This is a genomic window from Rhodococcus sp. EPR-147 (genome assembly GCF_001647185.1).
Taxonomy (GTDB): domain Bacteria; phylum Actinomycetota; class Actinomycetes; order Mycobacteriales; family Mycobacteriaceae; genus Rhodococcoides.
In genome coordinates this window covers 1-20,914 of record NZ_LVCU01000359.1, presented here as the reverse complement: position 1 = coordinate 20,914, position 20,914 = coordinate 1, and the positions used below count along the sequence as shown (strand labels likewise).

Sequence of the window (20,914 nt, the reverse complement as noted above, 5' to 3'; positions counted from 1 at the left end):
ACGCCCACCGACGTCGTGCCGACGGTGCTGCAAGAGCCCGGTCAGCCGACGGCAACCGCCGGAGGCAGCAGCTCCTCGGAGAACCGCGACCGTATGTCGGTTCCATCCGGCGGCAGCTGACAGGTTCTCGATCTTTCACCGGCAACGAAGAAGCCCGACACGATCATCGTGTCGGGCTTCTTCGTGTCGGAAGTCAGGGTTCAGCTGTCGAATCCGTCGCCGTGCAACGCGTCGTTCATGGAAGCGTCGGCGAAACCTCGGCAGTAGTCCCAGGTCACGTAGGCGTCGGGTACAGGGTCGTAGGCAGGCTCGTGCGGCCGGACGGTTCCGTCGACGAGCAGCTGGAGCAGATTCGCGCGCAGCATGTCCCAGTCGTGGTAGTGGTCCTGCTGGCAGTCCTCGCAGCACACGACGAGGCCGCGGATGCCGCGGTGGCCCAGGAGAGCCTCGTAGACAGCCAGGTCCGCCAGATCCTCTTCGACGGCCAGGCGCTCCTGAGGATCGAGGGGCTGGCCTGGCTCGATGGCGTCGAGGGCGGCCGACGGGTCGGCTGGGTCTCCGGCGAACGGATCCGGGGGTAGACCGGGAGGCAGTTGATCGCGCACGCCTCCACGGTACGCAGGACTGGTGGGTCTGCGCCAGCCGTTCGAACGCGACATGCCGGACGTACCCGCCACCGACAACGCCGAGGACCGTCGTTTCGGGGCTCGCAGGCCACTGACAGCGAGACGCATTCGCACTGGTTGTGCCCTAGCCGATACCATGGTTCACGGCGCTGAACAGATGAGTGCAAGTGCCGAAACTCCATCCGTTCTCCAATCCCGCACTGCGGTGCGCCTGCGAGCTCTCACCGGCCGCACGCCGCGCCGAAGCGCAACCAGGCTCTAGGGAGGGCCAGATTCGCATGAGTAGTCCCGGAGCCCACGTCCGCACAGGCGGCGACGATCCCAACAAGGTCGCGATGCTCGGCCTCACGTTCGACGACGTCCTGCTGCTGCCGGCCGCTTCGGATCTGATTCCCAGCTCGGTCGATACGTCCAGCCAGATCACCCGCGAGATCCGCTTGCGAGTGCCGCTGGTCAGCTCGGCCATGGACACCGTCACCGAGGCCCGGATGGCCATCGCCATGGCCCGCGCGGGCGGTATGGGCGTGCTGCACCGCAACCTGTCACTGCAGGATCAGGCGTCCCAGGTCGAGACGGTCAAGCGTTCGGAGGCCGGGATGGTCACCGACCCCGTCACCTGCAAGCCCACCGACTCGTTGGCCGAGGTCGACGCCATGTGTGCGCGGTTCCGTATCTCCGGTCTTCCCGTCACCGACGAGACCGGCGCACTGGTCGGCATCATCACCAACCGCGACATGCGATTCGAGGTCGATCAGAATCGCCGCGTCGCCGACGTGATGACCAAGGCCCCGTTGATCACCGCACAGGAGGGCGTGACTGCGGAAGCGGCGCTCGGCCTGCTGCGCCGTCACAAGATCGAGAAACTGCCGATCGTGGACGGCAAAGGTGCGTTGACCGGCCTGATCACCGTGAAGGACTTCGTCAAGACCGAGCAGCACCCCGACGCCACCAAGGACCGTGACGGTCGACTGCTGGTCGGTGCCGCTGTGGGCGTCGGGCAGGATGCCTGGGCTCGGTCGATGGCGCTGACCGACGCCGGGGTGGACGTCATCATCGTCGACACCGCACACGGCCACAATTCGCAGGTGCTCGAGATGGTCAGCAAGCTCAAGGCGGAGGTGGGCGACCGCGTTCAGGTCGTCGGCGGCAACGTTGCCACCCGCGCGGGCGCACTCGCTCTCGTCGAGGCAGGCGCGGATGCGGTCAAGGTGGGCGTCGGACCGGGATCGATCTGCACCACCCGTGTGGTCGCAGGTGTCGGCGCTCCGCAGATCACCGCCATCCTCGAAGCCGTGGCCGCGTGCAAGCCGCACGGTGTGCCGGTCATCGCCGACGGCGGTATGCAGTTCTCCGGTGACATCGCCAAGGCTCTCGCTGCCGGTGCCTCGACCGCCATGCTCGGATCGTTGCTGGCCGGTACCGCCGAGTCCCCGGGTGAGCTGATCCTGGTGGGCGGCAAGCAGTTCAAGAGCTACCGCGGAATGGGTTCGCTCGGCGCGATGCAGGGACGCGGGGGAGCGAAGTCGTTCTCCAAGGACCGCTACTTCCAGGACGACGTGTTGGCCGAGGACAAGTTGGTGCCCGAGGGCATCGAAGGTCGCGTCCCGTACCGCGGACCGTTGAATCAGGTCATCCACCAGCTCACCGGTGGTCTGCGCGCTGCGATGGGGTACACCGGGTCCACCTCGATCGAGGACCTGCAGAAGGCTCAGTTCGTGCAGATCACGGCGGCCGGGCTCAAGGAGAGCCACCCCCACGACATCACGATGACCGCAGAGGCCCCGAACTACACCACCCGATAGTCGCTTCGGCCTGTCCTGGGCCGATTCGATTCGCTCCCGAAGTAGAAAGGTGCGCGCGTGCGCGACCTCGTTGAAATCGGCATGGGCAGAGAAGCCCGCCGCACCTACCAGCTGGACGACATCGACATCGTGCCGTCCCGTCGTACCCGGTCGTCGAAGGAGGTGTCGACGGCATGGCAGCTCGACGCGTACCGCTTCGACATTCCCCTCCTCGCGCATCCGACCGATGCTCTGGTTTCGCCCGAGTTCGCGATCGAGCTGGGTCGACAGGGTGGGTTGGGGGTCATCAACGGTGAAGGGCTGTGGGCCCGCCACTCGGACGTGCAGGCCAAGATCGATCAGCTGATCCACATCGCCGAGACCGATCTCGATCCCGACGCGCCGATCGCCTTCCTGCAGGAACTGCACGCCGCACCGCTCCGGCCGGATCTGCTGGCCGCAGCGGTCGGTCAGGTCCGCGACTCCGGGGTGACCGTCGCGGTTCGGGTGAGCCCCCAGAACGCTCGCTCGCTCACCCCTGCCCTCGTTGCATCGGGCCTGGATCTGCTGGTCATCCAGGGCACGATCATCTCCGCCGAGCACGTTGCGCACGGCGAGGACGAGCCGCTCAACCTCAAGACCTTCATCGCGGAGCTCGACGTTCCCGTCATCGCCGGCGGCGTGAGCGATCACCGCACCGCACTGCATCTGATGCGTACCGGTGCGGCAGGCGTCATCGTCGGTTACGGTTCGGTCGAAGGTGGCACGACCACCGGTGAGGTGCTCGGTATCGGCGTTCCGATGGCCACCGCCATCGCCGATGCGGCCGCGGCGCGTCGGGACTATCTCGATGAAACCGGCGGGCGCTACGTGCACGTCATCGCCGACGGCGACATCACGACCTCCGGTGCCCTCGCCAAGGCCATCGCCTGCGGGGCCGATGCTGCGGTTCTCGGTGCTCCGCTGGCCGTCGCTGCCGAGGCTCCCGGCGGAGGTTGGTACTGGCCGTCTGCCGCTGCGCACCCGTCCATGCCGCGCGGCGCGCTGCTGCCGATGTCGGCGGGGGACCGTCCGAGCCTGGATCAGGTGCTCAACGGACCGTCGCGTGAGTCGTACGGCTCGATCAACCTCGTCGGCGGACTGCGTCGGTCGATGGCGAAGTCCGGATACTCCGATCTCAAGGAATTCCAGAAGGTGGGCCTGAACGTCAGGGCTTGACGACGTCGGTTCCAGCAGGGCGCGTACTCCTCTCACACTGGGGTGCGCGCCCTTTCTGCTGCATTGCGTCCACGTAAGTCGACCCTGGGTTGGTGATACCTCTCGTAACAGCTAGAATCGCTTGTGGCGGTAGTCACATGGGGGTGTGCATACTGTTCGACAGCATCGGATGTAGCGGAGGTCACCATGGGTTCAGCTGTTCGCGCCACGGATTACGACGTCTTGATCGTCGGTTCGGGCTTCGGCGGAAGTGTCACCGCGCTGCGCCTGGTGGAGAAGGGATACCGCGTCGGCATCCTGGAAGCCGGGCAGCGCTTCGAGGACAAGGACTTCGCGAAGAACAGCTGGGACCTCAAGCGTTTCCTGTGGGCTCCGAAGCTCGGCCTCTACGGCATCCAGCGCGTGCACCTGCTGCGCGACTGCCTCATCCTCGCCGGTGCCGGAGTCGGCGGCGGCTCGCTGAACTACGCGAACACCCTCTACAAGCCTCAGGCACCGTTCTTCGAGGACAAGCAGTGGGCGCACATCACCGACTGGAGCAGTGAACTCTCCCCGTTCTACGACCAGGCCACCCGCATGCTCGGCGTCGTGCGCAACCCGCACATGACCCCCGCCGACGAGGTGATGAAGTCGGTTGCCGAGGACATGGGCGTTGCCGACACCTTCATTCAGACCCCGGTGGGCGTGTTCTTCGGAGACGAGCCCGGCAAGACCGTCCCGGACCCGTACTTCGGCGGCGCAGGTCCCGAACGCACCGGATGTATCGAGTGCGGCGAGTGCATGACCGGTTGCCGCCACGGAGCCAAGAACACCCTGCTGAAGAACTACCTCGGCCTGGCCGAGCGCGCAGGAGCCGAGATCGTGCCGATGACGACCGTCACCGGTCTCGTTCCGCGATCCGACGGCACCTGGGACGTCGACACCGAACGCACCGGCGCTCGGCTTCGCAAGGGGCGCAAGACCTACAGCGCAGCCAATGTCGTTCTCGCCGCAGGCACCTGGGGCACGCAGAACCTACTGCACAAGATGAAGGACACGGGTGCGCTGCCCCGTCTGTCGGACACGCTCGGGGAGCTGACGCGCACCAACTCCGAGTCGATCGTCGGAGCGGCCAAGCTGGCGGTCGATCCGAACATGGACCTCACCCGCGGAGTCGCGATCACGTCCTCGTTCCATCCCAGCCCCAACACCCACATCGAACCGTGCCGCTACGGCAAGGGCTCGAACGCGATGGGCATGCTGCAGACGTTGATGACCGACGGCGGCGGAAAAATCCCACGGTGGCTCAAGTTCGTGTTCGCGCTGATCGCGCATCCGATCCAGTTCGTCCGCGTCGTCAACGTCCGGCACTGGAGCGAGCGCACCATCATCGCGCTGGTGATGCAGAACCTCGACAACTCGATCACCACGTTCACCAAGCGCGGGCCGTTCGGCCGCAAGATCTCGAGCAAACAGGGTCACGGTGAGCCCAACCCGACCTGGATCCCCGAGGGCAACGACGCCACCCGCCGCATCGCCAAGAAGATCGGCGGCGTCGCAGGGGGTACCTGGGGTGAACTGTTCAACATCCCACTCACGGCCCACTTCCTGGGCGGCTGCGCCATCGCCACGGACTCCGAGCACGGCGTCATCGATCCGTACCACCGCGTCCACGGCTACCCGACGCTCAGTGTGGTCGACGGGGCCGCCGTCTCGGCCAACCTCGGAGTGAACCCGTCGCTGACCATCAGCGCGCAGGCCGAGCGTTCCGCGGCACTGTGGCCGAACAAGGGCGAGCTGGATCTCCGTCCGGCACAGGGGCTGCCGTACCAGCGTCTCGATCCGATCGCCCCGAACTCTCCGGTCGTCCCGGTGGATGCTCCGGGCGGTCTGCGACTGCCGATCGTGGAGATTCGGTCGGGTTCCTCGGCGATGCCCGTCGAGCATTCGGGTGTTGCATGAGTGCTGGAACAGTCCCACTAGACTGACCCGGTGACCGACTCCTCTGCACACGATCCCGCACACGCACGCCCGGTTCTCGTCGTCGATTTCGGCGCCCAGTACGCGCAGTTGATCGCCCGCCGTGTGCGCGAGGCCAACGTGTACTCCGAGGTGATCTCGCATACCGCGACGGCCGAGGAGATCGCGGCGAAGGACCCTGTCGCGCTTGTGCTTTCCGGTGGACCCTCCAGCGTCTACGCCGAGGGTGCGCCCGAGCTCGACTCCGCTCTCCTCGACCTCGGCATCCCCGTGTTCGGCATCTGCTACGGATTCCAGGCCATGGCCCAGGCCCTCGGCGGAACCGTCGAACACACCGGAACGCGGGAGTACGGACGCACTCAACTCAGCGTGGACGGCGGTCGTCTGCACGACGGTCTGCCCGCAACGCAGCCGGTCTGGATGAGTCACGGTGACGCGGTCACCGCGGCCCCGGAAGGCTTCACGGTCACGGCCACCAGCGCAGGCGCGCCGGTGGCTGCCTTCGAGAACGAGGGCAAGCGCATGGCGGGCGTGCAGTATCACCCCGAGGTTCTGCACTCCCCGCACGGGCAGCAGGTGCTCAGCCGATTCCTGCACGAAACAGCGGGCATCGCCCCGGATTGGACTGCGGCCAATATCGCCGACGCTCTGGTGGACGCAGTGCAGGAGCAGGTGGGCCCCACTGGCAAGGCCATCTGTGGCCTCTCGGGCGGCGTCGACTCCGCGGTGGCGGCGGCACTGGTGCAGCGGGCCATCGGTGACCGTTTGACCTGTGTCTTCGTCGACCACGGACTGCTGCGCGCCGGCGAGCGGGAGCAGGTGCAGCAGGACTTCGTGGCCGCGACCGGAGCCAAGCTCGTCACGGTCGATGCGGTCGACACCTTCCTCGGCGCGCTCGAGGGCGTCTCCGACCCGGAGGAGAAGCGCAAGATCATCGGCCGGGAGTTCATCCGGAGCTTCGAAGGTGCTGTGGCCGAGGTGCTGGGCGAGAACGCCGAGCACGGCGACGCCGTCGAGTTCCTGGTGCAGGGCACGTTGTACCCGGATGTCGTCGAGTCCGGCGGCGGGTCCGGTACCGCGAACATCAAGAGTCACCACAACGTCGGCGGACTGCCGGACGATCTGCAGTTCGCCCTGGTCGAGCCGCTGCGTGCGCTGTTCAAGGACGAGGTGCGTGCAGTCGGACGCGAACTGGGATTGCCCGAGGACATCGTCGGCAGGCAGCCGTTCCCCGGACCCGGCCTGGCGATCCGCATCGTCGGTGAGATCACCCGCGACCGTCTGAACACGCTCCGTCATGCCGATTCCATTGTCCGAGAAGAACTTACGGTCGCGGGATTGGATCAGCAGATCTGGCAGTGCCCGGTGGTGCTGCTGGCCGATGTTCGCAGCGTCGGAGTGCAGGGCGATGGCCGTACCTACGGGCACCCGATCGTGCTGCGTCCGGTGTCGAGCGAGGACGCGATGACGGCGGACTGGACCAGGCTGCCGTACGACGTGTTGGAAACGATCTCGACTCGGGTGACCAACGAGGTTCCGGAGGTCAACCGAGTCGTTCTCGACGTCACCAGCAAGCCGCCGGGCACCATCGAGTGGGAGTGACGGCGTCAGCTCTTTCTGCTGGGGCCCAGTAGAAGCGCGAAGCCCACGACCACCGCGGCTACGACGAACACCCAGCGGAACTGGACGTCGCCCAGTGCCGCGATCGCATCTCGGCCGATGAGTGCTGCGACCGAGACGACCATGGCAGCGAGGCCGGCGAGGAGCAACAGAGCCGAGGGCCCGCGTCGGCTGGAGGTGTGATCCTCGGTGTCGGAATCGCTGCTGCCGTGGTCAAGTCCGATGCGGTCGGTCTTGTTCTTCTTCACGGGTTCTCCACCTTCAGTTCGCCGAGTGCCAGATCGCCCACGATTGTCAGAACCGGAGTATCGGTGGTGCCAGGACCGAAGCGTGTCTCGGTGGGGCACTGACCGATCGCCGCCTCGCACTCCACGATCACGTTCATCGAAGCGGGCACGGTGACCGACGCGCTGCCCAGCGCCACATCGATCTCGACGGTGTGGTCTTCGGCGAGTTCGAGGCCGGTGAGGTCGAGGTTCAGCTCGCCGGCCCCGACGTCGTAGGAGGGGTCGAGCTCGGCGGCGGTGAGTGGGGCGATCGTCTGATTCCCTGGCACTCTGTTGTTCAGGTCCACCGGACCGACCGCCGACGCCAGAACGACGAAGCCGGCCAATGGTGCTGCGACCACCAGCAGTCCGTAGCCCTTGCGTAGGAACGCGCCCGATACGAGTCCCACAGAGATGACTGCCAGAGCGACGGCACCGACACGGCCCGGTGATGCCCAGTCTCCTCCGGTAGCCGAACCGACTGCTGCGGTGACTGCGGCAGCGAGCAGAGCCAGGCCGAGAAAGCTTGCCGTCCAACGTGATCGGCGCTTGCGTTCGATCGCCGCAGGCGGAAAGGTGCCAGCCGGTTCGGGAAGATCCCAGGCGAACGGGGCCACACCGAGCGGATCCCACGACGGGGGAGTCACGGTCGGCAGGTCGGTGGGCAGGTCGGCCGGCTTCTCGGCGGATGCGGTCGACTTGCTCAGGTTCACGGTGAGCGCGTCGGCGTCGATGCCGTTGTGCTCGATGGGCTTCGGCGTCGGAACGTAGCTTTTCGGCAGGGTCGTGTACGGGGTGTAGCGCTCGTGCTGGAACTGTGGCGGACGATACTGCGCGGCCGTCCACTGCTCGGCCGATGTGCTGGTCGAGCCGAAAGGCATCGGAGCGTAGCGATTACGGGAGAACTCCGCCGTCCGCATGTACGGCGGCGGCTCCGGGCACCGTTGGTGCAGCAGCCACAGTCCACCGAGCATCGCCACCAGTGAGATCAGCCCCGAACCGCCGAGTCCGACACCTACCGGGCCGATGGTCGACACCGCGATGACCAAGGCCACTGCCACGACCACCATCTTGGTCGTCGAATCGGAGCTGTTCCCACGCCCGACCAGCGACTCCGCACCCGACGACGTATCACCGGCGCGGTTGAGCACCAGCCACCCCGCCAGATACAGCACGATGCCGGTACCGCCGAACAAGGTGGAGACGACGAACGCGATCCGAATCAGAACGGGGTCGACGTCGTAGCGGTAGCCGATACCGGCCGCAACACCCGCCACATGCCCGCGTTGCGGCAAGCGGTGCGGACGGGTGCGCCACATCTGCTGAAGTTGATCCGAGACGGTCACGTTGCTCATGCCAATCATCGTGGCGGTGCCGGTCGAGAAACACATCAGGGATACCCCTGATATCCACCCCGAGCGTGATCGGACGTCGGTGAACGCGCGAAAACATCAGGGCGAACCCTGATGCGACACCGACCCGGTCCGTGCCAGGATCGAGGCGTGCACCCTGTCGACAATCCACCCGTTGACGCCGCCCGCAACACATCTTCCGAAGCCGGCGACGTGCCGGTCACCCATGCCGCTCCTGTTTTCCCTGTCGCTTCTGCAGGCTCCGCTCCTGCCGCCTTCCAACGACGCGGCGGCGGACGCATCGTCGGCGGCGTCGCAGGTGGTCTCGCCGACCACCTCGGCGTCGACGTGTTCAAGGTCCGGGTCGCATTCGCACTGCTCGCCGCGTCGGCCGGTGCCGGAATTGCCGCCTACGGACTGATCTGGATGTTCACGCCCGCGGGCGAGGACACTGCGCACCCGAGTGCCGCCGAACGTCAGCGTGCGCTCGGGTTGGCTGCCATCGGTCTCGGCCTCGCCGTCGGGCTCGCCTGGCTACTCAGCGGCACCGCTGCTTCGGTCATCGTGCCGGTCATCGTCGTGGTGATCGGTGCTGCCCTGGTGTGGCGCGAGTTCGACTCCGAGGGCCCGCGAACGGCTCTGGGGCTCCCCAAGCATCCGACCGTGTTGAGTTGGGCGAGGGTCGTCGGCGGAGCGACGTTGATCGTGCTCGGTCTCGCCGTGGTGGTGCTCGCCCGCGTCGATCTGGCGGCGCTGCGCTCGTCCTTGCTGGCGGTGGTGGTCACTCTCGTCGGCGTCGGCCTGTTGACGGTTCCCATCTGGTTGCGCACCTGGCGTGCGCTCGGTGCCGAGCGGTCTGCGCGCATCCGCAACGACGAACGCGAGGAAATCGCGTCGCACCTGCATGATTCGGTGCTGCAGACACTGGCCCTGATCCAGAAGCAGTCCGATCGTCCACAGGAGGTGATGCGGTTGGCGCGCGGCCAGGAGCGTGAACTACGCAAGTGGCTGTTCGACGGCGGCGACACCGACAACTCGAACTTGTCCGATGCGCTCGAGACCATCTCCGGTGAGGTCGAGGATCAGCACGGTGTCACCGTCAGACCGATCACGGTCGGTGACGTGCAACTACTGCCCGACGACGTCGAATCCGGCCTGTCCAGGGAAAGTTTCACCGCTCTGCTGGGTGCAACCCGAGAAGCACTGGTCAACGCGGCCAAGCACTCCGGTGAGACCAATATCGACCTGTACGCCGAAACCGAACCGGACCAGGTCAGTGTTTTCGTTCGCGACCGCGGCACCGGATTCGACGAGTCCGCGGTACCCGAGGATCGACAGGGCCTGGCAAAGTCCATTCGGGGACGCATCGAGCGCCGCGGCGGCACGGTGCAGGTACGGTCGACCGTCGGCAAGGGAACCGAAGTGCGAATCTTCATGCCCCGCAACGGTGCCTCCGTGACCACCGAATCATCCGAATCCACCCAGCAGGAGCAGCCGACGTGACCGAACCTTTCCGCGTTTTCCTGGTCGACGACCATGCGGTGTTCCGTTCCGGTGTGCGAGCCGAACTCGGCCGCGAGGCGGACATCGAGGTAGTCGGGGAAGCGGGAGGCGTCGCCGAGGCGGTCTCGGGAATCGAATCGACCAAGCCGGACGTGGTGTTGCTCGACGTGCACATGCCCGACGGCGGCGGCGTGGCCGTGTTGAACCGTATCTCCGAGGGGCCGGTGTGTCTCGCTCTGAGTGTGTCCGACGCCGCCGAGGACGTCATCGCCGTCATCCGTGCCGGGGCAAGGGGATACGTCACCAAGACGATCTCCGGCTCTGAGCTCGCCGACGGTGTTCGACGCGTCGCCGGGGGAGATGCCGTGTTCAGCCCCCGCCTGGCCGGGTTCGTCCTCGACTCGTTCACCGGTCGCAGCGCCGCTCCGGAGCCCCCGCTGGATCCGGAACTGGATTCGCTGACGCCCCGTGAACTGGAGGTGCTGCGGTTGTTGGCCCGCGGGTACACCTATCGTGAGATCGCCGAGGATCTGTTCATCTCGGTCAAGACCGTCGAGACGCACGCCTCGAACGTTCTCCGAAAGACTCAGCAGTCCAACAGGAATGCGCTCACCAGATGGGCGCACAAGCGTCGAATCGACTAGGTGACCGGATCTCGCTTGACCTTCGACCTACCCGAAGCCTCAGGATTTCCCCATGACTGATTCGGACCAAGAATTCCTGACCATCGGTGTGTTCGCTCGCGCGAGCGGGCTGACCCCCAGTGCCCTTCGCTTCTACGACGACTGTGGGTTGCTCGTGCCGGCATCCATCGACGCCAAGTCCGGCTATCGCTACTACACCCGAGCACAAGCGAAGCGAGCGAACATCATCCGCCAACTCCGCGAAATCGGCATGCCGCTCGACACCGTGGCCTCCGCCCTCGACGGCGACGGAGCTGCAGCGGTGGAGATGGTGGATCGGCACGTCGAGGAGCTTGCCGCGCGCGCCCGGGCAGCAGCCGAGGCTGCGGTCTCCATTCGCCGGTTGTTCGACGAAAAGTACTGCACAGCAACGGTATCTGCTGCCGACTTCGCGTCGGCGGTGGAACAGGTCGCGTCGGCGGCCGGAACGAGCGAGGAGTTTCCGGTGCTGCGGGGCGTGTTGGTCGAGGTGGACGGTGGCACTGTCACGCTCACCGCGACGGATCGGTACCGACTCTCCACTCGAAGCCTCGTCGCGCAGAGCTCACCCGGTGCATCCTGGTCGCGTATCGCAGCGGTCGGCTCCCTCGGGTCTCTACCCGCGTCGGGGAACTGTGCGTTGACGGCAACCGACGACGCGATGATGCTCGAGTCCGAAGGCGTCCAGCACACCGTGGATCTCGTCGACGGCGACTTCCCCGACTGGCGGACGATCGTCGACGGTCTGGCCCCGACTGCGACGCGGGTTGTGGTGCAACGAGATTTCGTTCCCCTCGACAGCGGCACGCTGCGGATCGACGCAGGCCCGGACGGCCTGACGGTCGAGGGTGTTGTCGTCCCCGCACGGGTCACCGGTACCGAGATGACGGTGTTCTTCGACGCGGCCGTCCTGCAGGCTGCCGTCGCATCGGCCGTCGGGCCGGACCTGATGCTCGATATCGCCGCGCCGGATCAGCCGATGCTGGTGCGGTCGGCAGTCGACGGCGCTCTGACGACGCTGGTGATGCCGGTTCTCGGCTGATCGATGGGCGACGTGCCCGAAAGTTCTCGGCTACATCGACTTTCGATGGCGGGTACTTGCCGATCCCATCGTCGACGCGTGGTTGCGGGTGCTGTCGGGTCGGGGGAAATCCGATGCGGAGATCGGTGTCGAGGGTCAGATCACAAGCATGATCACCAGAACGAGAACGACCACGACGGCGAGCACGAGTGCTGCGAGGATTGCGGTCGACGGAATCGACGTTCGATCGCCGATGACGTCCTCGATCCGCATCAGGACGTCGTCGATCGGGTTCTTCTTCTTTTTCGGCAGGTCGAACGGTGGTGGCGAATACGTGGACGGGACCGGATTGGCTTGGCTCTCACCGGGTTGCACGGCCGGTAGGCCCGCGATGGTTCTGCCGAACTCCCGCGACGGACGGCGAGATTCGGAGACCGGTGTCGAGCGCCTGGCCCATGCCGGGACCACACCGTCCGCAGATGTCAGCGGTGCCCCGCGCAGTTGAGCTATGGTGCCGCGCTTGCTGATCGCGGCGACGATGATCTCGTCGCGCGCCTGCGCCATGGTGGGGCGTCGGGCAGGATCGGGCTCGAGCATGTGCAGCAACGGTCCCGTGAGATCGCCGCTGCGGGTGGGAGCGATGATCTGCCCCTTGGCAACTCGGTGCAGCAGTGCGATCGAATCGTGATCGATGTCGAACGGCGGTTTGCCTTCCATGGCCGTGTACAGCGTTGCGCCGAGGGAGAATACGTCGCTGGACGCGGTGGGGTCCTGTCCGCGCGCGACCTCGGGGGCGAAATATGCCGGGGTGCCGGTGATCACACTGTCGTCGGCTTCTTCGACGTCTCCCTTGGCGCGGGAGATGCCGAAGTCGCTGATCTTGACGATGCCCAGATCCTTGCCGCGATCGGCGATCAGAATGTTGCCAGGCTTGATGTCGCGGTGCACGATTCCGGCCTCGTGCGCCTCGGTCAGTGCATCGGCGATCTGTGCGCCGATCTGAGCGACCTCGAACGGTGGTAGCGAATCGGTGGTGCCGAGGGCCTGCGCGAGACTGCGCGAGGACAGGTATTCCATGACCAACCACGGCTCACCGTCGACGAGAGCGACGTCGTGCATCGCGATGGCGTGCGGGCTGGAGAGTCGGGCAGCGATGCGTCCCTCGCGCATGGCCCGGTTGCGTACTTCCTCGGCCTGCTGAGGGGTCAGTCGAGTGGTGGACGTGACCTGCTTGACGGCCACCTGACGGTGCAGAAGTGTGTCGGTGGCGAGCCATACCGCGCCCATGCCTCCACCGCCGAGTTTGCCGGCCAGGCGGTATCTGCCTGCCAGGAGGTAGTCGGGCCCGACGCCCCGTCGAACACGCTGCTGATCCGTCACGTCCACAGGTTAGTTGACGATGGCGGGACGTGCCTGCAGCCACGGAACGGAGGCATCTACCAGGGGCTTCGGCATCACCTTGACGAGTTGCCGTCCGAGCGGCTTTACTGAGTGCAGATCGAAATTGTGTTCGAATGCGCCACTTCCCGCGTCCGTCGAACACCGAAGTTTCGGCTCGATTTTCTACGCCGCGAAGGGGAGTGACATGACTGTATCGGGAGCTTCTGTCACGCCGGATGCGCTCGACGGGTTGTCGCTGCCGGAGCGTGTCGCGTTGCTGCGTAGCAGGATGGCTGCCGTGCCCTCGCGGGGCGAAACGGCGTCGGTACGCATCGAGAATTCGGTCCCCGATCCCGATCCCGTTCGCTCGGATCGGGGCGAGGCCGAGCCGGTGCGTGCGGTCCGTCAGCGGTCCGTCCTTCCGGTGCCCTCTGCGCTGATCGACGTGCTGCCGCACGGTGGGCTGGTGCGTGGAACGGTGGCCTCGGTGTCCGGTGCAGGCTCGTTGCTGATCGGTTTGGTGGCTGCCGTGACAGGTGCCGGTGGGCATGTCGCCGTCATCGGGCAGCCTCGTTTCGGAGTTCTCGCCGCGGTGGAGATGGGCGCACAGCTGAGCAAACTGGCTCTGATTCCCGATCCGGGCCCCGATCCGGTGGAAGTGGCGGCAATCCTGCTCGACGGTGTGGACCTCGTGGTGCTCGGTCTCGGTGGCATGTCCGTATCACCCACTCGGGCCAGAGCTGTGGTGGCCAGGGCACGGAGCAAGGGTTCTACGCTGCTGGTGACCGATGGACACTGGGACGGGGCAGAACTACGACTGGACGCGTCGGTGCACGGTTACGACGGTCTGGGTACCGGTCGGGAGCTGGGACGCGGCCGGCTCCGCGGCGTCCGATTGTCGGTGTGCGCGCGCGGCAAGGCGATGCGCCCCCGCACCGTTCGACTCGACCTGCGTTCGGAGAACGGCCGCATCGAGTGGCATGCCGAGGGGCGCGAACAGAATCCGTTGTCGATCGCGGTCTCGACATGAGCATCGACCGCTCCAGCCGTGTTCATGCCAACCGTGTTCTGGCTCTGTGGTGCCCCGATTGGCCTGCCGTTGCAGCAGCTGCCCAGGCCGATCTCCCTGCGACGCATCCGGTGGTCGTCACCTCGGCCAATCGGGTCGTCGCGTGCTCGGCGACGGCACGGGCATCGGGCATCAAGCGCGGCCTGCGCCGTCGGGAAGCGCAGGCGCGGTGCCCGGAAGTGCATGTCGCTCTGGCTGATACCGATCGTGATGCGCGACTGTTCGAGCCCGTGGTCTCGGCGATCGCCGCCATCGCACCGGGAGTCGAAGTACTGCGACCGGGCCTGCTGGTTCTTTCTGCCCGCGGCGTCGGACGGTATTTCGGTACCGAGCATCGGGCCGCGGAACGGCTGATCGACGAAGCGTCGGCTGCCGGAGTGGAATGTCAGATCGGTATCGCCGACGAGCTGTCCACCGCGGTCGTCGCTGCGAGGTATGCGCAGGTGGTGCCGCGCGGCGGGGGTGCAGGCTTCCTCGCGCCGTTGCCGGTGGCGGAACTCTCGGCGGAACCGAGCATGTCTGCTGCCGATCGCGGCGAGCTGGTGGATCTGTTGCGGCGCTTGGGTCTACGAACCATCGGCGACTTCGCTGCACTGTCTCCGGGGGATGTGGCGTCCCGGTTCGGTACCGACGCGGTGTTGGCGCATCGCAGTGCACGAGGCGAGCCCGAGCGTCCGCCGTCGGCCAGGGCTCTTCCACCCGACCTGGATGTGGAGTACCTGTGCGACCCGCCGATCGATCGAGTCGACGCCGCTGCCTTCGCCGGGCGCGGCCTGGCCGAGCAGCTGCACACCAAGCTTGCCGCCGCTGCCGTTGCGTGTACTCGGCTGCTGGTGCATGCCAGTACCGGTAACGGTGAGAACCTGTCGCGGATCTGGCGCTGCGCGGAGCCGTTGACGCCGGAAGGAACAGCCGATCGTGTGCGGTGGCAACTGGACGGCTGGATCACCGGGCGCAGCGAGAACAAGCCGACGTCCGCGATCACCGTGCTGCGGCTCGAACCGATCGAAGTGGTGGCCGCAGGTGAGCTGCAACTGGGGTTGTGGGGCAGTGTCGGCGACGAGGACGAGAGGGCGCGTCGGGCGTTGGTGCGCGTGCAGGGTCTGCTCGGTGGCGAATCGGTGCTCGGTGGTGTGCTCAGTGGGGGTCGTGGGCCGTCCGAGCGGATCACGTTGCGTCCGCTCGGCGACGAATTGGTGCCGATATCCGACCCGTCGGCTCCTTGGCCGGGACGGCTACCCGAGCCTGCTCCGGCGGCAGTGATCGAGACACGTCCGACAGTGACGTTGATGAATCGAGCGGGAACCGGAATCGGCGTCACCGATCGTGGTGTGTTCGATGCGCCCCCGTCGCGGTTGCGCTGGGGCACCAAGGAATGGGCGTTGACGGGTCTGGCCGGACCGTGGCCGGTGGACGAGCGATGGTGGGACAGTGGCCACGCGGCGACGGGTCCGACGGCGCGAGCCCAGGTGGTGCTCGACGACGAGAGGGCCCTGCTGCTGGTGTTCGACGAGGGTCGGTGGCGGGTGGAAGGAATCTACGAATAGCGGCACCGCTACCGTCGAGGGAATGCAGATGATGTCGGAGACGGTCGACCTCGATGGCGTCGATATCGCGTATCGCTCGTTCACCCCGCTGGGGCATGCGAACTCGGAATCGACACCGGTGATGCTGGTACACGGCATGGGCGGTGACAGCACAACCTGGGATCGGTTCACCCGGGCGCTCACCGCGCAGGGCCGCCGGGTGATCACCGTCGATCTGCGCGGGCACGGCAAGAGTGCGCACACGTCCACGTACGAGTTCGATTCCTTCGGGGCAGACCTGCTGGCCCTGATCGACCACCTCGGGCTGAACGAAGTCGATCTCGTCGGCCATTCCCTCGGCGGATATGCGGTCTCGCTCGTCGCGCAACGTCGCCCGGAGCTCGTTCGGCGTCTGGTACTCGAAGAGCTCCCGATACCGATCAGGCCGGGGGACGCTCCGCCGACGCTGACCGGCAAGATGCCGTCGATCACCGAGCTCTGGCACGCAGCGAGCAGCGTCGTTCTGCATCCCCGCGCGGTACTCGCCTTCGATCGCTCGATGACCGCCACTGCTCTCGAGCAGTTCCGTCGGCCGAATCCGCAGTGGTGGGAGTCGTTGGCCGACATCGCTGCTCCGACGTTGGTGCTTCGCGGCGGTCCCGGCGGCATGGTCGATCCGGAACGACTGGACGCGATGGTCTCCGAGATCTCGACCTGCCGCGTCGAGGCGTTTCGCACCGGACACAGCATTCATCGTGACGGCTACTCGGCGTTCGAGGCCACCGTCCTCCCGTTTCTGACGCACTAGTGTCTTCGGACATGACACCGAGTGCGCTGGATCGCAGGATGCTGGGCTGGTCGGCACTGTTCGTCGTATCCCAGGCCAACATCGCCCGACTGCTCGGCCCAGCAGCTCCGAAAGTGCTTGCCGTGCAGACGGCGTGGTCCGCCGAGCGTTATCGGCAGATCCTGGCGAGCATGGACGAGACCGAGATCGCCCGGTTCCGCAGCCACTATCTGCCCGATTTCGTCCATCCGGCGATCTACGCCGTTGCATTGCGTGCCGGCGCGAGGAGCCTGGCGGACAAGACGCCGCTGAGCCCTGCGGCGACGACTGCATTGGCCGTCGCACCCGTGGCCTCTGCCGCCGGCGACTACATCGAGAACATCGTCGGACTGATTCTGGTGGACAACCGCGAACAGATCACCGACACCGTCGTTCGCGCCACCACCGTGGTCAGCACCGTCAAATGGGTGCTGGCCATCGGCACTCTGACACACCTGAGTCAGGGATTCCTGCGTGTCTGGGGAAAGGCACTGCTGCGCTGACCCCGCCGGTCACCAGCTGGTGCCGGGTACCAATCTGCCGGCGCGACGGATCACTTTGCCAATGCGAGCGCTCGGAGCTTTCGGATCGTAGGGCCGGACTCGGTAGGGCACCTTTCCGTCCTCGAGGGGTACCTGCGCTTCTCCTTTGGCAGCCGCGGATTCGGCGAACGTGCGGTAGTGCTGGTGCATCGTGCGGTCCTTGCCCTTGGGGGCGAAGATGGCTCCGAACTGTCCGAGCGTTCCCAGCGGCGTATCGATGCGTTTGGGCTTGTCGCTCAATGCGCGGATCACCATGGCCGCGGCCTTCTCCGGTGAGAACACCGGGCCGACGTTCTTGTCGCCCGTCGGGGTGATCATCGGAGTGTCCACCAGCGGCATGTGGATCGTGGTGTACGTGATTCCGTCCGAGAGTGTTTCTGCCGCAGCAACATCGGTGAACCCGTCGAGCGCTGCCTTGCTGGCGACATAGGCGGAGAACCGTGGGGGGTGTCCCAGGACGGCAGCGCTGGAGATGTTGACCACGTGCCCGAACTGACGTTCACGCATGTGTGGCAGCAGCGCCAGCACCAACCGAATTGCCCCGAAGTAGTTGACGGCCATGGTGCGCTCGTAATCGTGCAACCGATCGGTGGACCGATAGAGCGAGCGGCGGATGGATCGCCCGGCATTGTTGACCAGCATGTCGACATGACCGTGTTCGCTCAGAACGGTTTCCACGGTGTGCTCGACCGACTCGCTGTCGGTCACGTCGCACGGGTAACCGTATGCAGTGCCACCTGATTCGCGAATTCTTTCGACCACTTCGTCGAGTTGATCCTGCCCGCGTGCGAGAAGAATGACCACTGCGCCCTTGCGTGCGGCCGCCTCGGCACTGGCCCGGCCGATGCCGGAGGAGCCGCCGGTGATGATGATGTGACGACCGAACAGTGGCCCGCGCGGATCGTTTCGGCGATTGCGCTTGGGGTCGAAGTTCTCCCGCCAGTAGGTCCACACGCGATCGGCGTACGTGCGCAGTGGAGGCGGTGCAATCGAGCTGCCCTGCAATGCTTTCTGTGTCGCTGCCGACTCGAACACCGTGGGCAGGGTCAAGTGCTCGAGCATCACCGGAGGTACGCCGAGATCACGGAGGGCGGCGTCGCGTTGCTTGCGTACGGCTCGGTACTTGGGGGAGACGACCGGAGCGACCAGTGCACCCGGTATGTCGACGATCTTCGCTCGCGATCCGGCTGCCGACGAAAATGCGGAATACACCTCGGCCATGGATTGCGGACTCGTGTTCACCAGATGGAACACGCTGCCGGAAGAAGTGTTTCGATGTACGAGCTCGACGATGGCGTCGGCGACGTAATCGACCGGAACGAGGTTGGTGGAGCCCATCTTCGGCACCGTGATCGGTATGGCAGAAGGCAGCGTGGCAAGTTCGGCGAAGAACGGGAAGAAGTAGTACGGGCCGTCCACTTTGTCGATCGCACCGGTCTCCGAGTGGCCGATGATCGCGGCGGGCCGGTAGACCCGCCAGTCCACAGCGCTGTCTCGCACCAGCTTCTCGGACTCGAATTTGGTGCGGTGATATGCCGTCGGAAAGGCTTGACCGAGGTCGAAGTCGTTCTCCGAGAACGTTCCTCGGTGATCGCCCGCGACGGCGATCGACGAGATGTGGTGCAGGCGAGCCCCCGTCTTCTCGGCGAGACGAATCACCGAGGCCGTTCCGGCGACGTTGGTCGGGGTCTGCTCGTCGCCCGCGGTCAGATCGTAGACGGCTCCGAGATGGAGGATGTGGTCGATGTCGGAAGGCACGTCTCGGAGTCCGAGCGCCGGCTCGGTGAGGTCGCCGACCAGCGGGTGAATTCGGTCGCCGCCGTCGAGGTGCTGTGCCAGTCGCTCGAGCCGCGCCACCGAACTCGGACGCACCAGCACGTGGATTGCCGCGAGTGCATCGCGGTCGAGCAATCGGGGCAGCACGTTCTTCCCGAGAAACCCGGTACCGCCGGTTACGATGAAGTTCGCCATGCGAGCCGACCCTACTCCGAAGTAAGTTCCGGTGCTAGTGCCCGATACCGGCTTTTTCGTGCACTTTCTTCATCCAGGCGGGTGCCCACCAATTGGCCTCGCCCATGAGTTTGACCAAGGACGGAACCAGCAACATACGGATGATCGTCGCGTCGATGATCAGAGCCAGAATGACTCCGACGCCGAGGAACTTCATGATCGACAGACCCGAGATGGTGAAGGCACCGGTGACGACGATCAGAATCAACGCCGCCGCAGTGACGATGCGTCCGGTGCGTTGGGCACCGAAGATCACCGCTTCCTCGGTAGTCGCTCCCGCCGCGCGGGCCTCGACCATGCGCGACATCAGGAACACCTCGTAGTCGGTCGACAAGCCGAAGATGACTGCGAGGATGAGAACGACGAACGTCGACTCGAGCGGTCCTGGGGTGACGCCGAGCAGGGAGGCTCCGTGGCCCTCTTGGAACACCCACGTGAGTGCGCCGAAGGTTGCGCCCAGGCTCAGTCCGGCCATCAGTACGGCCTTGACGGGCAGCACGATCGAGCCGAACGCGAGGAACAGCAACACCAGCGTCGAGACGACCATGATGGCGATCATCACCGGTAGCCACTTCGCGATTGCAGCATTGCCGTCGTCGACGTTGGCTCGTCCACCGCCGACGAGTATCTCGGTGCCGTCGGGAGGGGCAATCGAGCGCAGTGCAGACACTGCCTCGGATTGAGATTCGGCCTCGGTCAGGCCGCCGGTCGGCTCGCTGTAGGACGCCTGAAGTGTCACGAAATCGTCTTTGGAGCCCAGGAATTCGGCGCGAGCGATACCCGGTGTGGATTCCACAGCCGAGGTGAGGGATGCGATGGGTGCGCCCTGAGGCTTGACGCCGTCCAGGCCGCGAAGAACCACGGTGGCACCCTCGCCGGTGGATTCGAAGTCGGTGCCGAGCGTCTCGAACGCCATGCGCGCAGGATTGTCCTTCGGCAGCGCCGTGTAGTCGACCTCGCCGAGTGAGACTTTCAGGATCGGGGTGGCGATGATCAGCAACCCGGCGACGATGACGGCCGCGACGATTCCCGGATGCTTCATCACGCGGGTGACGACGCCGCCCCAGAACTTGTGTGCCCGTGCATCGCTGCGATCGGACGCGGTACGCGACCACGTCCAGGAGTTGATGCGGGGGCCGAGAATCGCGAGCAGTGCCGGAATCACCGTCAGGGACAGGACGGCCGCGCTCGCCACCGCCGCCATGGCCCCGAACCCGAGGGATCGGATCACCGCCTGCGGGAAGACGAGCATGCCCGCGAATGCGCAGATCAGCAGCAGTCCGGAGAAGACGACGGTCTTGCCTGCGGTGGACACCGTGCGGACGGTCGCGTCGAACGGCGTCGACCCGCCGCGTAGTTCCTCGCGGAATCTGCTGACGATGAACAGTCCGTAGTCGATGGCAAGGCCGAGCCCCAGTAGCGACGCGACATTGATGGAGAACGAGCTGACTTCGGTGAACTCGGTGAGCACCCGCAGGATGGCCAGTGAACTGAGCACGCTGAGGATGCCGACGAACACCGGGACCGCTGCGGCGACGACGCCGCCGAAGATG

At 65.9% G+C, this 20,914-nt stretch carries 17 protein-coding genes; 11 read left to right on the top strand and 6 right to left on the bottom strand.

Going from position 1 to position 20,914, the window contains the following annotated elements:
• Positions 1-200: 200 nt before the first annotated feature.
• Positions 201-605, bottom strand: a complete 405-nt coding sequence (locus tag A2J02_RS16410; protein ID WP_032378069.1) for a DUF5319 domain-containing protein — start codon at positions 603-605, stop codon at positions 201-203.
• Positions 606-904: 299 nt separating this feature from the next.
• On the opposite strand from A2J02_RS16410, the gene guaB reads away from it, so the two are divergent.
• The 4 genes from guaB (at position 905) to guaA (ending at position 7,186) form a co-directional block, all read left to right on the top strand.
• Positions 905-2,428 (top strand): IMP dehydrogenase, encoded by a 1,524-nt coding sequence (guaB, locus tag A2J02_RS16405; RefSeq protein ID WP_188078559.1) that lies wholly within the window; start codon positions 905-907, stop codon positions 2,426-2,428.
• A gap of 57 nt (positions 2,429-2,485) precedes the next feature.
• Positions 2,486-3,625, top strand: a complete 1,140-nt coding sequence (locus A2J02_RS16400; RefSeq protein ID WP_037188243.1) for a GuaB3 family IMP dehydrogenase-related protein — start codon at positions 2,486-2,488, stop codon at positions 3,623-3,625.
• Positions 3,626-3,811: 186 nt separating this feature from the next.
• Complete coding sequence (locus tag A2J02_RS16395; protein ID WP_068051264.1) at positions 3,812-5,566, top strand: FAD-dependent oxidoreductase; 1,755 nt, start codon at positions 3,812-3,814, stop codon at positions 5,564-5,566.
• 30 nt (positions 5,567-5,596) lie between these two features.
• On the top strand, positions 5,597-7,186 hold the full coding sequence (guaA, locus tag A2J02_RS16390) for a glutamine-hydrolyzing GMP synthase (protein ID WP_032397497.1): 1,590 nt from the start codon (positions 5,597-5,599) through the stop codon (positions 7,184-7,186).
• A gap of 5 nt (positions 7,187-7,191) precedes the next feature.
• On the opposite strand, the gene A2J02_RS16385 is transcribed toward guaA, so the two are convergent.
• Positions 7,192-7,452 (bottom strand): hypothetical protein, encoded by a 261-nt coding sequence (locus tag A2J02_RS16385; protein WP_231893964.1) that lies wholly within the window; start codon positions 7,450-7,452, stop codon positions 7,192-7,194.
• Entirely contained in the window at positions 7,449-8,825 is a 1,377-nt protein-coding gene (locus A2J02_RS16380) for a PspC domain-containing protein (protein WP_068051272.1), read from the bottom strand. The genes A2J02_RS16385 and A2J02_RS16380 overlap by 4 nt, the downstream gene beginning before the upstream one ends.
• A gap of 210 nt (positions 8,826-9,035) precedes the next feature.
• Here A2J02_RS16380 and A2J02_RS16375 point away from each other — a divergent pair, with 210 nt between their 5' ends.
• From A2J02_RS16375 to A2J02_RS16365, 3 genes are read left to right on the top strand one after another with little or no spacing between them, the layout of a single operon-like run.
• Entirely contained in the window at positions 9,036-10,325 is a 1,290-nt protein-coding gene (locus tag A2J02_RS16375) for a sensor histidine kinase (RefSeq protein ID WP_068051270.1), read from the top strand.
• The gene (locus A2J02_RS16370; RefSeq protein WP_068051262.1) at positions 10,322-10,969 is read left to right on the top strand and encodes a response regulator; all 648 of its coding nucleotides are present in this window, start codon (positions 10,322-10,324) and stop codon (positions 10,967-10,969) included. Before A2J02_RS16375 ends, A2J02_RS16370 begins: the two co-directional genes overlap by 4 nt.
• A gap of 52 nt (positions 10,970-11,021) precedes the next feature.
• On the top strand, positions 11,022-12,029 hold the full coding sequence (locus A2J02_RS16365; protein WP_068051260.1) for a DNA polymerase III subunit beta family protein: 1,008 nt from the start codon (positions 11,022-11,024) through the stop codon (positions 12,027-12,029).
• A gap of 135 nt (positions 12,030-12,164) precedes the next feature.
• On the opposite strand, the gene A2J02_RS16360 is transcribed toward A2J02_RS16365, so the two are convergent.
• Positions 12,165-13,388 carry a serine/threonine-protein kinase gene (locus tag A2J02_RS16360; protein ID WP_231893962.1) on the bottom strand — a complete coding sequence of 408 codons (1,224 nt, stop codon included), beginning with the start codon at positions 13,386-13,388 and terminating at the stop codon, positions 12,165-12,167.
• Between the two features lie 205 nt (positions 13,389-13,593).
• Here A2J02_RS16360 and A2J02_RS16355 point away from each other — a divergent pair, with 205 nt between their 5' ends.
• Genes A2J02_RS16355 through A2J02_RS16340 form a run of 4 tightly spaced genes read left to right on the top strand, consistent with a single transcriptional unit; the run spans position 13,594 to position 17,312 of the window.
• A complete protein-coding gene (locus tag A2J02_RS16355) occupies positions 13,594-14,418 on the top strand; it encodes a hypothetical protein (protein WP_156516248.1) in 825 nt (274 codons plus the stop codon).
• Entirely contained in the window at positions 14,415-16,004 is a 1,590-nt protein-coding gene (locus tag A2J02_RS16350; protein ID WP_068051256.1) for a DNA polymerase Y family protein, read from the top strand. The genes A2J02_RS16355 and A2J02_RS16350 overlap by 4 nt, the downstream gene beginning before the upstream one ends.
• Before the next feature lie 22 nt (positions 16,005-16,026).
• Positions 16,027-16,791, top strand: a complete 765-nt coding sequence (locus A2J02_RS16345; protein ID WP_068051254.1) for an alpha/beta fold hydrolase — start codon at positions 16,027-16,029, stop codon at positions 16,789-16,791.
• An 11-nt stretch (positions 16,792-16,802) separates the two neighbouring features.
• Complete coding sequence (locus tag A2J02_RS16340) at positions 16,803-17,312, top strand: hypothetical protein (RefSeq protein ID WP_068051266.1); 510 nt, start codon at positions 16,803-16,805, stop codon at positions 17,310-17,312.
• 9 nt (positions 17,313-17,321) lie between these two features.
• Here A2J02_RS16340 and A2J02_RS16335 read toward each other — a convergent pair whose 3' ends face one another.
• Both A2J02_RS16335 and A2J02_RS16330 read right to left on the bottom strand, forming a co-directional pair.
• Positions 17,322-19,322, bottom strand: coding sequence for an SDR family oxidoreductase (locus A2J02_RS16335; protein ID WP_068051252.1), 2,001 nt, complete (start codon positions 19,320-19,322; stop codon positions 17,322-17,324).
• Positions 19,323-19,356: 34 nt separating this feature from the next.
• On the bottom strand, positions 19,357-20,914 hold a 1,558-nt coding region (locus tag A2J02_RS16330; protein ID WP_068051250.1), incomplete at its 5' end, for an MMPL family transporter.

Coding starts and splice junctions, on each gene's coding strand:
- A2J02_RS16345 (WP_068051254.1), top strand. CDS start 16,027: ATGCAGATGATGTCGGAGACGGTCGACCTCGATGGCGTCGATATCGCG.
- A2J02_RS16355 (WP_156516248.1), top strand. CDS start 13,594: ATGACTGTATCGGGAGCTTCTGTCACGCCGGATGCGCTCGACGGGTTG.
- A2J02_RS16340 (WP_068051266.1), top strand. CDS start 16,803: ATGACACCGAGTGCGCTGGATCGCAGGATGCTGGGCTGGTCGGCACTG.
- A2J02_RS16335 (WP_068051252.1), bottom strand. CDS start 19,322: ATGGCGAACTTCATCGTAACCGGCGGTACCGGGTTTCTCGGGAAGAAC.
- A2J02_RS16380 (WP_068051272.1), bottom strand. CDS start 8,825: ATGAGCAACGTGACCGTCTCGGATCAACTTCAGCAGATGTGGCGCACC.
- A2J02_RS16350 (WP_068051256.1), top strand. CDS start 14,415: ATGAGCATCGACCGCTCCAGCCGTGTTCATGCCAACCGTGTTCTGGCT.
- A2J02_RS16395 (WP_068051264.1), top strand. CDS start 3,812: ATGGGTTCAGCTGTTCGCGCCACGGATTACGACGTCTTGATCGTCGGT.
- guaB (WP_188078559.1), top strand. CDS start 905: ATGAGTAGTCCCGGAGCCCACGTCCGCACAGGCGGCGACGATCCCAAC.
- A2J02_RS16365 (WP_068051260.1), top strand. CDS start 11,022: ATGACTGATTCGGACCAAGAATTCCTGACCATCGGTGTGTTCGCTCGC.